The following is a 12,278-nucleotide window of genomic DNA, read 5'->3' on the forward strand; positions in this document are numbered from 1 at the left end:
TTTCAAGGCTGAGCCTGACGGGGCCCGCTACGCTTGCGGATTGTCAGGGAGCCGTTGGCAAGCTGCACGGCTTCAAGATCGCTGCGGATTAGCGCTAAATCCATCGCGTGCTGCACACTCATTTCGCCATTGATTGCTTGGCTAAAAAAGTCATGGGTACTGGTAGGTTTGAATGCCACCAGACATCCGCTGGTTCTACTGATAAATAGAAGGGTCTCGCTGAGGCGATTTGCGTCGATAGCGTATGAATGCACTTCGTCCAGATCACAACCCAGCGCCAGGCGGCCTACGCTGACTAGAGACAATCCTGCGATGCCCATGAATTGGGCTTTGGTAGCAATACTGAATTTTCGGGTAGTCACGTCAGTGCGCTCTCACTTGTTCTACTAGGTTTGTGCAACCAGAGAGAAAAAGTGACAGTGAGAAGTGCGAATATTTTTAAGATGACAGCGCAAGACCAAGTTCGGGGGAAGGCTCAGGTGCCAAAGTATGAGTCATGCACATTTCTGATCCGGGCCGAAGCGACGCGTGCAGGTCCAGGTCGCGGCGCTGCCCCTTGTCTGGGTTCGAAGGGTGCACCTATATTTCAGGAATATCGAATGTTCGATTCCGACGGCACCGCACACCCGTTGATCTACATCCTTCAGCTAAGCGGTCTGAGCTAGGGGCCGCGGACGGTTGAAACGTCTCCCGTGAGTAAGCGGAGCAGTTCGTCTGTTTTATCAAGGAGCCTAGATCGTTGGGACGTAGGCTTGATGTTGTTGATGGGTACACATCGTCATGCTTTCGCGGCATGCGCGTCAGGCTCGCAGATAGAGCCTGTCTCTGTCGCGACTTGAGGCGAAGCGGCCTACCGCGAAGAGAACATCATCGAGAGTCGGATAGGAGCAGGGGACTACATTCAGCAGCGCGAGTGGTCTCTGGGATATCGGTAACGTGGTTTAAGCGTATTCATATCGACGTGGCTGCCGCTGATACCAAGCACGCATAGTCTGAACGTCAGAAGCGCTGGAATGGTGAATTGACATTTATTATTTATAGGCACTGTCACTTTTTCAATCTCGTTCGCACATAAGGGGTAACACCACTCATACATGATTGCCGGCGAGGACGTCTGATGAAACAACCTACAAAATATTACGCGTTGAAACCGCTGCGTCTGACTGTTGCGATTATGCTCGGTAGCCTCTCGTGCTACTCGTCAGCGCAAGCTGCACCGAACTCTGTCGCTGACCGGCAGAGCTACGTCGTTCCGGCTGATCCCCTGAATAACATGCTGCTAAATATCGCTCGGCAAAGTGGACGTGTCATCTCCTTTGACCCAGCGGCAGTTGCGGGGTACCGAGGCCGTGCAGTCAATGGAGACATGACGGTGGAGCAAGCAATTGCAAGCTGCCTGCAGGGCACAGATCTAATTTTGAACGTGACGTCCAATGGGACCTTGACGGTGTCCCGCGCAAGAGAGCCAGTCAGCGTCGCGGTCACCGGCGGCGTTGCAAGCGCTGCTCAATTACCAGAGATCGCAGTAACTGGAGCCGCACTCAGTGACGATCAGCTCTATTACAATCCGTCTAACTCCAGCACGGTCTCGAGGTCGGACACACCACTGAAGGAAACTGCACAATCGGTTGAGGTTATCAGTGGAAAGCTTATCAAGGATCGTCAGGCAACGGATCTGGCCCAAGCACTGGAAGGATCGGCTGGCGTCCAGCAGACCTTGAACGCGCGCGGGGGATCGACGTTCACCATCCGTGGGTTCAGCGTTCAAAACACTTCGACTAACGGCGTTGCGAATCCCGGAATCAACAGCACCCCTATTCAAGGTATCGAGCGCGTCGAAGTGATTAAAGGCCCTGACTCGATCATGTCGGGCAGCTCGACCCCGGGAGGCACTATCAACATAGTACGAAAAGCGCCAGTTACCGAGGACTTACGCACCGTCACGGTAGAAGTCGCGAAGAATGGTGAATTCAAGCAAGGTCTGGATCTCGGTGGGGCGCTCACGGATGACAAATCGTTCAGCTACCGACTAAATCTTTCGAACATGAAGTCTGACAGTTCCGATCCTGATTATTCCGGTGAGCGCGAAGTATACGTTGCTCCCGCGTTAACTTGGAAAAGCGATTCGACCCGTCTAACGGTAGGTGCCGAGTATAGTAACTCGCGTACGGCAGCGCCTCGCACAACCGTTGCCATCAACGGTGTCGTACAGAAGTCTGCAAGCGAGCGTCTGTTCCGAAAAGATGACGGATTTCGTAACGAGAGTAAGACCGGGTATTACGATTTTAAGCACGATTTGAGTGAGAATTGGTCGTTCAACAGTAAAGCCAATTACTTAGACACCACTGATGACATTCGTGTTTGGCAACTGCAGGGTATCAATACTGATGGGACCATTGGCTTCGCCGCCCCGTTTTCAGCCGTGATTAACAGTCGATCGTGGAGCACGCAGAGCGATTTTCGTGGCAAGATAAAAACTGGCTGGTTAACGCAAAAGTTGCTGGTCGGTATGGATTATCAACACACCAATACGACTCAGGACGAGCGCAGCGTTCCAGGTGAGGATTCGGCTTACCCGAACGTCAGTATCTACGATCGCTCGTCATTCGATCAGCTTCCACGTATTGGGGGGCCTACTTATCGCTCTCAAGAATCCCGATTGCAGCAGCGGGGGCTGATACTTCAGGATCAGTTGGAGATCGGTGACAGGACACACGTGCTAATTGCGGCGAAAAAAGCTAAATGGATCAGCGACAGTGCAGCGTACCGGGATACCGGCAAGCTCTTCAGCTCGTCGAGCATGGAAGCTGAAAAATGGGTACCCAACTACGGTATAAGCTTCGACGTAGCCAAGGAGATGACCGTCTACGCAAACCTGCTTCATGGGTTCACAGCTTCTAGTAGTATCGACCAGACTACCGGCCAACCGCTGGCGCCGCGGACCAGTAAATCGAAAGAAGTGGGTGTGAAATTCAGTCTCTTGAATGATAGCCTAACACTGACCTCTGCTTATTTCGAACTACAGGAAGACAATATACCTCTAACTGATCCCCTCACTTCGAACATCGTTGGTAGCCAATCTCGCTTCAGTAAGGGCTACGACTTGAACTTGACGGGCGAGTTTGTACCGGGGTGGAATGTCGCGGCGAGTCTTACACACGTCAAATTCCAAGATCCGGACGTCTCCAGTGGCCAGCTGACAGCATTTTCTACCCAGCCCTCTAATTCTGCAAATGTCTGGACTTCCTATGAAATTCAGAACGGAGATTACAAAGGGTTCGGTGCGGGCGTTGGCGTTGATGCGTTCAGCAGCACGATAGGCGGTAGTGGAAACGTCTCAAATTCCTACTCGCTACCGGGCGGTGCTAGTACTGATCTTTCGGTCTTCTACCATGCGAACAAGTATTCAGTGACCCTAGGAATCAGAAACATTTTTGACCGGGAGCTCTACTACTCGTCTTCGGCAGCGACGTTCATTCCATTACGCGAAAGTAGGAACGCACGGCTGACCGTCGTTTACGATTTCTGATGTAGAGAATACGGAGGTGCTGCGTGCAGAGTCGTAGCTCCTGCTAACTTGAGCCTAGAAGAGTTACTCTATGGACATACGCCGACTTCAGAGCATTGCGTCAGCGCTGCTCAAGCACGTTTCTCGCCAATATCCTCACTCGCAATCTAGAGTTTTTGAGTCAGCAACGGACTTTTCCGAGCCGAGGACCGTGCATCCGATCTTCTTTGGGTGTTTCGATTGGCATTCCTCGGTCCACGCTCATTGGCTCCTACTGCGGGCGCTAGAGCTTGTACCGAATAGTGAGATAGCGCCTCAAATCGAAACGCACTTCAACGCTCAGTTCACTGTCGAAAACGTAAGGATCGAGGCAAGCTTTTTCTCTAGGAGCGCGCAATCGGGATTTGAGCGGCCCTACGGCTGGGCTTGGTTGCTGAAGCTGGTTACGCAGTTGAAAGTTTCGCGACTGCCCGTCTCAGAGATTTGGCATTCTCGGCTGGATCCGCTCGCCAGTTTGTTGTCGGGCGCGTTTCAACAGTACTTACCCAAACTCCTGTATCCGATACGCTCCGGTCAACATAACAACACGGCGTTTGCTCTCCTATTCGCCCTTGAGTATGCGGAGGTGCACGGGCGCATTGAGACGGCTGTGGCCATACGAGCGTATGCGTCGAATTTTTTTGGGAGGGATGTGGCTTGCACGCGGGTGGAGCCGGGCGGGGAGGATTTTCTTTCTCCGCTATGGCAGGTCGCGATGCTGATGCAACAAGTTTTGCCGCATAACGAGTATGTGTCGTGGTTACAGCGGTTCTTACCCGAGCCGTCACTCTGGGCCGGTCACTCATTTCTTCGCCCAGTCTCGGTAAGTGATCGCTCTGACGGGCGTCTGGCGCATCTGGACGGCCTTAATTTCAGTCGCGCCTGGTGCATGAAAAAAGTTGCCCGCAGCTTTCCAGTGGGCTGCATCCAACAGCGTCTTCTTTTCGATTCTGCAATTGCCCATCTCAAGACGAGCCGTAATAGCATTCATCTGGACTATATGGGTGAACACTGGCTGGGGTCATTTCTGATGCTTGCCGAAGGAGATTGATATAGCTGACGTCAATCCCTCTCAGCGCCTATACTTAAGCCACCGCAGTATGCGTCCGGCCAAAACCCCTTGCGCAGATCAGCAGCAGTTGGTCAATCTCGCTTGCTCGCTACGCCAGCGCCGCGTAGGCAGATCCTGAAGATAAGCATACGGGTCATGCATCATTGATGCGCGCTGACTGGGTCAGGCTTGATTGCAGCTGCCCGCTCGTCGCCGCGCAGCGACCCAGCAAACAACTAGTTCGACCGCCCAAGCGCCCACGGGCAGATCAGATTTTTGATCTAGTTGGACACGAATAAAACACGCGCAGCCCTCCGGATCTGAGGCTGGCCATTTTACGGTAATGGATTTATCACCCAGAGGCAGTGAGATAATCGCCGTATCTTCTGTTGCACGCTAGGGTGTAGCTTGTACGGGAGGCCGGCAGAGTTGCGGGTGATTGATCTATATGCCGCTGTTCGCCGCAGATCAAGGGCCTACAAGATGATCTTTACGACGCGGATTTAATGAAAGATCGAGCTGCAACGTAGCCCGTCTATCTAAATGAATGGAGAAGAATATTTCCTATGAGTCAACCGTTGTTCCTTTCTTCGCTTCTTCTAATAGCCATTGAGCAAACGCTTGTATTGGTTGCCGGCTTAATCCGATCGGCTCGGGGAGGATGAGGCAGAAGGTTTTGGAAATGGTTTTCCCCTCTGGCCACGGGGCCACTAGGCTTCCTGACGCAAGTTCGGTCTCAACGTATAGACGCGGTACTAGCGCGACACCGAGGCCGGCCAATGCGGCTTCTATCAACATACCGTGGAGATCATAGCGTGCACCATTTGCAGGGTTGGTAAGCGGGGTACCCATTTCCAGGGAGTAGTGTTGCCAAGCTTCAGGGTTCTGTCGTTGGTGAAGGCGCGGTAATTCGTCCAGTACGGTTGTTCGTTTGCGTCCTGTCAGAAGTTCAGGATGGCAAACCGGAACCAGCACTTCATGCAACAAAGGGTATGTCCTCATTCCCGTCCACGCTGGGTGCTCGAAATGGATGGCAGCATCGAATCCGCTCCCGGCCAGGACGAAGGGCTCCATGCGCTCGGCCAAATGCACAGTAATGTTCGGATGCTTCTGCTGGAATCGTCCCAAGCGAGGAATGAGCCATCGCATCGCGAACGTCGGGATAGTGGCAATGTCCAGGCTTGCGCCATCGTTCGGCTGCCCCATTAAGTACTGACTGTCCCGATCCAAGCGGTCAAGCGATTCGCGAACCTGTACCGCGTAACGCTCTCCATTGGGTAGGAGGCGGACACGATTGCCGACCCGCTCGAACAGCGTGACCCCGAGGAAGGCTTCCAGCCTGCCAATCTGGCGACTGATGGCTCCTTCAGTCAAAGACAGTTCCTCTGCCGCGCGCGCGAAGCTGCCGTGGCGCGCAGCCACTTCGAATGCCATCAGTGCCGTGCTGCTGGGGATCTTCCTTCGCATGAGCGTTCCTAGCTTAAAGCTGGTGATCGGTTTAGCTTGATTTTTTGTCACTGAAGCATACCGAAAAATCGTTTTATACGTCGATTTCCAGGTCATACCATGATGAAACATCAACAGTGAGGACCGAACGCACAAGGGTTCGGTAGCGTGATTCCATGATCTATACCGTCGAGTGCAGCTTTGCCGACCTAGCCAGCGAAGCAGAGTGGAATGATTTCTATAGCCTGGAAAAGCTACCCGCGCTTATTTCCGTGAGCGGGTTCCGTACTTCGCAGCGCTTCAAGGCGTTTAGCGATGGCTGCCCTGTCTACCTGGCCATGCACTCGATCGACGGTCTGGCTGTGCTTGAGGGCGACGAGTATCGCCAAAAGGGCGGGGGCAACTTCGCACGCTGGCAGCAGCACATCACCGATTGGCACCGCAATCTTTACGGCGGCCTTGAGCGTGCGCCTGCCATCGGTGAAGACGAGCATCTGATCGTGAGCGCAGTCGGTCCCGAGCCGCTCATCGAGATGGGGCTCACGCCTGAGCAGATGTGGGCCGTCGCATTGGAGAAGTGTCCTGAAAACAGGTGGCTGGCGAAGCTGGATAGCGCCATTAGTCTTGGTGTAGATACCCTTCCGAAGAATGTGCATCTCTATGCCCCGATGACCGTGCAATTGACGAGTGGCAGAGGCGCAGAGCCCCAGACGCAGGTGCAGAACCGACATGCCTAACCTGACGATCTTCATCCAGGCGGACGAGATGCCATCCGACGCAAATCTGGCGGAACTCACCGAACGATGCACTCGACTTTGCACGGACGTCCTTCAGGCGGCGCTGGACAACGTGCATGTCATCTATGTCGCTGCCCGCCACGGGCGCGGGCATCCTGCTTACGCGGAAATCAAGTACCGCCTCGAACCGTTTAGAACGCCATCGGTCATGGACGATTTCATGGCGCGACTGGACGAGGCAATAAAACGTCATGCGGGGCTAACGGCGCGCATTCGTTGCTTTGGCTATCCAGCCGATACCATCTACGCGCGGAACTGATGATCCGCAAGGAGTGCCGCAATGAACGACATGAAATTTCCGGGCCAGCAGATCGGCGAGTTTACTATTACGGCCATCAGTGACGGATACCTTTGCGCAAGTCTAGATCTTCTCTCCAATATCGATCCTACGGAGGCGTCCAAGTTGCAGCAGGACGCAGGCGTGAGCGATCCATCCTCGATCCACATCAACTGTTACCTGGTGCGTGGGATGGGCCGCACGATCCTCATCGATGCGGGGGCTGGTGGTTTCAAGCAGTGGGGCGGCAAGCTAAAGGCGAATCTCGCGCTTGCTGGCGTGCAACCCGCTGACATTGGCACCATTCTTCTGACCCATGCACATCCCGACCATGTTGGGGGGCTGCTTAACTCTTCAGGGGAAGCTGCCTTTCCCGATGCGGAGTTGGTCGTCCACCAGCGTGAGGTTTCTTTCTGGGAGGACGATGGCAATCTTAGTCGAGCGAGTGAGCGTGCTCGTGGCAACTTTCTGTTTGCCCGGAAGGTGTTCGATCAGTATCGGGAGAAGACGCGCATGTTTACTGGTAGCGAAGTTCTCCCTGGCATTAGTGCGATTCCCCTTCTGGGGCATACCGCAGGACATTCCGGTTATCGTCTCGATTCCAATGGTCGTAGTCTGCTGGTTTGGGGGGATATCGTTCACTTCCCCCAAATTCAGATTGCTCGTCCCGACGTATCCATTGCATTCGACCAAGATCCGCTTCTTTCCGCCGAAACACGATCCAAGCTATTGAATGTTGTTAGCTCGGATAAGATTCTTATCGCTGGTATGCACCTTGGCGAACTCGGATTTGCACATGTCGAGCGGCTAGGCAAGACCTACAAAATATCCTACGAAACTTAGCGGCTGTTCAAGATGCCTACGATGCGTTGGCTACGGCGAATGAGGTCATTGATCCCACGGCGCCTCCTGCCAGCGGTCGAACAGAAAATCGCTGAACGCCGTCAGCCGGCGCGGCACTGGTTCGCGCCGCGCCCGCACGATGCTGATCTTCGAGGGTGTGGCTTTCCATTCAGGCAACACGCGCAGTAGCGTCCCGTCGCGCAGTTCCTCGTGAATGTCCCAGGTCTCGCGCAGCGAGATGCCCAGCCCGGCCACGCACCACGCATGTAGCACGTCGCCGTTGTCGCTGCATAGCGTACCGCTGACCGCGACAGGCTTCTCACGGCGGCCCTTGCGCAGCGGCCAGGTGCTTTGCAGCAGGCCCGGATAGGCGAACACCAGGCAGTTGTGCCGTTCCAGTTCTTCCGGCTGCGCGGGACTGCCATGCGCTTTCAGGTAGGCGGGAGAAGCTGCCAGGATGCGCCGGTTGTCGGCCACGCGCCGCGCCACCAAGCGCGAATCGGCCAACTCGCCCATGCGGATCGCCAGGTCGAGGTCGCCGCTATACAGATCCTGCACCTGATCGGACAGGCGCAAGTCGAAACCGACCCTGGGATGCAGGCGGCAGAAATCGTGGATAGCCGGGGCCACGAACTTGCGCCCGAACGGCGTGGGCGCGGTCAGGCGGATAGTGCCGCTCAGCTCCTGGCTGCCGCCGGTCGCCAGTTCCTGCAGTTCTTCCAGCACCGCCAGGGCAACCCGTGCGCGCTCGGCGATGGCGCGGCCTTCGCTGGTGATGCGCACGTTACGGGTGTTGCGCTCGAACAGCGTGGTGCCCAACGCTTGTTCCAGCCGGGCGATCTGCTTGCTGACCGTCTTAGGCGCGAGGTGCAGGTCGCGTGCGGCGGCGGAAAAGCTGTGGCGCTCCACCACATGCACGAACACCGCTAGGTCATCAAGATTGCGCAGGGCCATTTGGGTCATTCCGGGGAAAGTGTTTGTCTATTTTGGTCATTTAAACGATATACCGGATTCACCAGAATGAGGATCCCAACTTCCCACGCTGCAACACGCATGCCTCCGTTGGAGGTGTCCGGTGGTGTGCTCGATTCGCTGCAGGAGCTTCTGATGACCCAACGTATTCTTTTCGTCCTGACCAGCCACGACCGCAAGGGGCCGGCCGGCGCCGCCGATACCGCGCCCAGCGGTTTCTATCTGTCCGAGGTCACGCATCCGCATCGGGTGCTGGCAGACGCCGGTCATGCGGTCGATTTCGTCAGCCCCAAGGGCGGCAAGACGCACGTCGATGGACTCGATTTGGACGATCCGATCAATGCCGCGTTCTGGAACGATGCGACGCTAAGAAGCGCCACCGAGAACACCATGGCACCCACGCAGGTCGATCCCGATGCCTACGCCGCGATCTTCTACGCAGGCGGCCACGCGACGATGTGGGACTTCCCGGACAACGCCGAACTGGCGGCCATTGCGGCGTTCATCTACGAGCGTGGCGGCGTGGTCGCGGCGGTGTGCCACGGGCCGGCCGGGCTGGTAAACCTCAAGTTGTCCGATGGCGGCTATCTGGTAACGGGTAAGGACGTGTCGGCCTTCACCAACGAGGAGGAGCGTGCGGTCGGCCTGTACGACACGGTGCCCTTCCTGCTGGCCGATGCTTTGCAGGAGCGTGGCGCCCGGCATGTGCCTGCGGCGAATTTCCAGGCGCAGGTAGTGGCGAGCGAGCGCCTGGTGACGGGGCAGAACCCGGCCTCGGCCAAGGGCGTCGCGGAAGCGATGCTGCCCCTATTAGCGGTGACAGCCGAGAAGCGAGCCTGAACCATGAATCCACGTATGCCTTTCGTCATCTATGTCTTCGCGCTTTGCGCGTTCGCCCTGGGCTTTACCGAATTCGTCACCATCGGTCTGGTGTCCACTATTTCCGCTGATCTGCATGCCAGCGTCAGCCAGGTCGGCACGGCGGTTACGGCCTACGCGCTGGGTGCGGTGATTGGTGCGCCGGGCCTGACCGCGCTGGCGACCCGCTGGCCGCGCAAGCGCCTGCTGCTGGTGGCGATGGGGCTGTTCACGTTGGGCAACGCTGTAGTCAGTCTGTCCGATGCACTGACACCCATGCTGGTGGCCCGCTTCGCCTCCGGCCTGGGACATGGGGTGTTTCTCGCCGTAGCATCCAGCGTGGCAACCCAATTGGCGGGCCGACATCGCGCCGGTGCGGCGGTGGCCGTGGTGTTCGGCGGCCTGACGCTGGCACTGGCGCTGGGCGTACCGCTCGGCACCTACCTAGGCAGCGTGTTGAGCTGGCAGGTCATCTTCATGGCAGTGGCCGCAAGTGGTGCCATTGGGTTCGTCGGCCTGCTGGCCCTGATGCCGAAAGATAGCAACGATGCCTCGGCGCAGGCCAATGCGATGGATGGCCTGAAAGCCATGTTCAATCATCGTCTGCTGGCCGGAGCCGGTATCACCGTGTTGGCGTATGCGGGATCTTTCGCGCTCTACACCTATATTTCGCCGATCCTGCTGCAAGTGACGAACGTGAGTGAAAGCATGGTGAGCCTGTTAATGCTGGGCTACGGCGTGATGGCCGCCATTGGCAATGTGTGGGGCGGGCGGCTGACCGACCGCAAGGGTGCCGACTTTGCGGTGATGACTGTGCTCGTCGGCCTGGCCGTCGTGCTGTTGGCGATATGGGCATCGGCACCATCGTTGCCGTTGATGGTGTTGCTGACTGGCCTGCTGGGTGCGCTGACCTATGCGGCGGTGCCGGCCTTGCAGGCGCGGGTGATCGGGCTGTCGCACATCCACGCGCCGCAGGCGCCAGCGGTGGCGGCTGGGCTGAACATCGCCGGCTTCAACGGCGGCATCGCGTTGGGTTCGCTGCTAGGCGGGGCCAGCCTGGAAGCGATGGGTCTGACCAGCACGGCCTGGGTCGGTGCGGTTGCCGTGGGCCTGGGGATCGTCTGGATGCTCTGGCAGATGCGAGAGACCCGCGCACAACGCACCGCAGTCGCTAGATGAGGATATAGCGATGGAGCTTCGTCAACTTCGTTGCTTTCGGGTCGTGGGCAAAAAGCTTCACTTCCCTTATGTGGCCGCCCAGTGTCGGTTGCAACCGCCACTGTGCATTCCACGACGCCTCGCGCCATTGCTCGGCCAGGAAACTCACGAAAGCGGCTACCCCGCTCGGCAGAGGGGCGTGCTGGACACGCACGGCCTGGATTGGGTGGTAGATTCGGCCCATTCGGACGGAACGCGCATCAGGGCATCGCTACGCAGTTCGTCGGAGACGTCCCAGGTCTCGCGCAGCGAAATTCCCATCCCGGCAACGCTCCGGCGCGCAGCGCCGTTGTCGCTGCGCAGATCGCCTACAACTGCCACCACCTCGGTTCTGCCGCGGCGGGTGCTGTGCTTGAGCGTCCAACGGTTCTGGCGCAGGCCGGGATAGGCAAACAGCAGGTATGTGCTGGTTCAGCTCGCGGGGATGTGAGGGCGCACCCGATTTTCGCAGATAGCCCGGTGCCACCACCAGAAGCCGACGCGTACGGCCAGGACAATATCGCCGCCGTACAGATCGACCACACGGCCGCTCAACTGCAAATCGAAGCCTAGCCGGGGATGACGCCCGCGGAAGGCCGCGATGACCGGCACCAGGTAACGTACTCCCAGCGGTACTGGCGCCGTCATGCCCGTCAACGTCTGTGCCCCTGCAGGGCCATGTCGGCGGCCTAGTCCAGCACGACCAAGGCCGGGCGGGCGCGCTCGACGACGGCGCGGCCTTCGTCAGTGATGCGCAGGTGCCGCGTGTTGCGCTCGAACAGGCGGGGGCTCAGTGCTTGCTCCAGCCGCGCAAATCTGCTGCTCACCAGGGCCAGATCCAGCGCCCGCGCGGCGGACGAGAACTCGTCGTGTTCCACTCCCTTCAGGAAAGCCGCGAGATCGTCAAGATTGCGCAACTGCATGAGTTGATCCATTTCGCCATAAGTGCTCTGACAATGTACTCGTTTCTGGAAACAAATGAGACGCGTCTTCAACCTTGGCATCACCTTGGGCGAGATATTGGGTAGCGACTTTGTGGCGCGAGAGCAAATGGCACTGACTCCCTGGGCCGGTGTGGCGCTGGTGCTGCTAGCGCTGGCGCCGCTGTGGTGGTTGGCACGCCGAAATTCCTGGTCCGCTCCCATGAAAGTGCTTCTTGAAGGAGGACGACATGCCAGCAGTCGATCTTATCGTTATGCTTCAAGCATCGAAAGGTCACGCCGAAAAACTGCGAGACATGCTTGTCGCCTTGCGCGACGCGAACCTTCAGGAGCCCGACTGCCTGGCCTA

Annotated in this window: 11 protein-coding genes; 7 read left to right on the top strand and 4 right to left on the bottom strand. The window is 57.3% G+C overall.

Annotated elements, in window-relative coordinates; genetic code table 11:
* Window positions 1–2: 2 nt before the first annotated feature.
* Window positions 3–362, bottom strand: a complete 360-nt coding sequence (locus tag QK296_RS18755) for an STN domain-containing protein (protein ID WP_108538484.1) — start codon at window positions 360–362, stop codon at window positions 3–5.
* Between the two features lie 755 nt (window positions 363–1,117).
* On the opposite strand from QK296_RS18755, the gene QK296_RS18760 reads away from it, so the two are divergent.
* Both QK296_RS18760 and QK296_RS18765 read left to right on the top strand, forming a co-directional pair.
* Window positions 1,118–3,529, top strand: coding sequence for a TonB-dependent receptor (locus QK296_RS18760; RefSeq protein WP_108538485.1), 2,412 nt, complete (start codon window positions 1,118–1,120; stop codon window positions 3,527–3,529).
* A 70-nt stretch (window positions 3,530–3,599) separates the two neighbouring features.
* The gene (locus QK296_RS18765) at window positions 3,600–4,598 is read left to right on the top strand and encodes a DUF2891 domain-containing protein (protein ID WP_150689056.1); all 999 of its coding nucleotides are present in this window, start codon (window positions 3,600–3,602) and stop codon (window positions 4,596–4,598) included.
* A 564-nt stretch (window positions 4,599–5,162) separates the two neighbouring features.
* Here the strand turns inward: QK296_RS18765 and QK296_RS18770 are convergent.
* The gene (locus QK296_RS18770) at window positions 5,163–6,161 is read right to left on the bottom strand and encodes a LysR substrate-binding domain-containing protein (RefSeq protein WP_224796968.1); all 999 of its coding nucleotides are present in this window, start codon (window positions 6,159–6,161) and stop codon (window positions 5,163–5,165) included.
* Between the two features lie 59 nt (window positions 6,162–6,220).
* On the opposite strand from QK296_RS18770, the gene QK296_RS18775 reads away from it, so the two are divergent.
* From QK296_RS18775 to QK296_RS18785, 3 genes are read left to right on the top strand one after another with little or no spacing between them, the layout of a single operon-like run.
* Window positions 6,221–6,781 carry a sugar ABC transporter gene (locus QK296_RS18775; RefSeq protein WP_108538489.1) on the top strand — a complete coding sequence of 187 codons (561 nt, stop codon included), beginning with the start codon at window positions 6,221–6,223 and terminating at the stop codon, window positions 6,779–6,781.
* Window positions 6,774–7,100: a hypothetical protein gene (locus QK296_RS18780; protein WP_108538490.1), complete on the top strand. Its 327-nt coding sequence runs from the start codon at window positions 6,774–6,776 to the stop codon at window positions 7,098–7,100. Before QK296_RS18775 ends, QK296_RS18780 begins: the two co-directional genes overlap by 8 nt.
* A gap of 21 nt (window positions 7,101–7,121) precedes the next feature.
* Window positions 7,122–7,961: an MBL fold metallo-hydrolase gene (locus QK296_RS18785; RefSeq protein WP_108538491.1), complete on the top strand. Its 840-nt coding sequence runs from the start codon at window positions 7,122–7,124 to the stop codon at window positions 7,959–7,961.
* 45 nt (window positions 7,962–8,006) lie between these two features.
* Here the strand turns inward: QK296_RS18785 and QK296_RS18790 are convergent, their stop codons facing one another.
* Entirely contained in the window at window positions 8,007–8,915 is a 909-nt protein-coding gene (locus QK296_RS18790; RefSeq protein ID WP_177480939.1) for a LysR family transcriptional regulator, read from the bottom strand.
* Window positions 8,916–9,068: 153 nt separating this feature from the next.
* Here QK296_RS18790 and QK296_RS18795 point away from each other — a divergent pair, with 153 nt between their 5' ends.
* Window positions 9,069–9,773: a type 1 glutamine amidotransferase domain-containing protein gene (locus QK296_RS18795; RefSeq protein WP_108538496.1), complete on the top strand. Its 705-nt coding sequence runs from the start codon at window positions 9,069–9,071 to the stop codon at window positions 9,771–9,773.
* Between the two features lie 15 nt (window positions 9,774–9,788).
* Window positions 9,789–10,970, top strand: coding sequence for an MFS transporter (locus tag QK296_RS18800; RefSeq protein WP_282391174.1), 1,182 nt, complete (start codon window positions 9,789–9,791; stop codon window positions 10,968–10,970).
* 707 nt (window positions 10,971–11,677) lie between these two features.
* Here the strand turns inward: QK296_RS18800 and QK296_RS18805 are convergent.
* Window positions 11,678–11,911 (bottom strand): LysR family transcriptional regulator, encoded by a 234-nt coding sequence (locus tag QK296_RS18805; protein ID WP_158275432.1) that lies wholly within the window; start codon window positions 11,909–11,911, stop codon window positions 11,678–11,680.
* Between the last annotated feature and the right edge of the window lie 367 nt (window positions 11,912–12,278).

This window comes from Pseudomonas sp. AL10, from assembly GCF_029960685.1.
Lineage (GTDB): Bacteria > Pseudomonadota > Gammaproteobacteria > Pseudomonadales > Pseudomonadaceae > Aquipseudomonas > Aquipseudomonas lactis.

What these genes read in the sequence shown, in the direction of transcription:
- QK296_RS18760 (WP_108538485.1), top strand. Translation starts at nt 1,118, where the DNA reads ATGAAACAACCTACAAAATATTACGCGTTGAAACCGCTGCGTCTGACT.
- QK296_RS18765 (WP_150689056.1), top strand. Translation starts at nt 3,600, where the DNA reads ATGGACATACGCCGACTTCAGAGCATTGCGTCAGCGCTGCTCAAGCAC.
- QK296_RS18770 (WP_224796968.1), bottom strand. Translation starts at nt 6,161, where the DNA reads ATGACCTGGAAATCGACGTATAAAACGATTTTTCGGTATGCTTCAGTG.
- QK296_RS18775 (WP_108538489.1), top strand. Translation starts at nt 6,221, where the DNA reads ATGATCTATACCGTCGAGTGCAGCTTTGCCGACCTAGCCAGCGAAGCA.
- QK296_RS18780 (WP_108538490.1), top strand. Translation starts at nt 6,774, where the DNA reads ATGCCTAACCTGACGATCTTCATCCAGGCGGACGAGATGCCATCCGAC.
- QK296_RS18785 (WP_108538491.1), top strand. Translation starts at nt 7,122, where the DNA reads ATGAACGACATGAAATTTCCGGGCCAGCAGATCGGCGAGTTTACTATT.
- QK296_RS18790 (WP_177480939.1), bottom strand. Translation starts at nt 8,915, where the DNA reads ATGGCCCTGCGCAATCTTGATGACCTAGCGGTGTTCGTGCATGTGGTG.
- QK296_RS18795 (WP_108538496.1), top strand. Translation starts at nt 9,069, where the DNA reads ATGACCCAACGTATTCTTTTCGTCCTGACCAGCCACGACCGCAAGGGG.
- QK296_RS18800 (WP_282391174.1), top strand. Translation starts at nt 9,789, where the DNA reads ATGCCTTTCGTCATCTATGTCTTCGCGCTTTGCGCGTTCGCCCTGGGC.
- QK296_RS18805 (WP_158275432.1), bottom strand. Translation starts at nt 11,911, where the DNA reads ATGCAGTTGCGCAATCTTGACGATCTCGCGGCTTTCCTGAAGGGAGTG.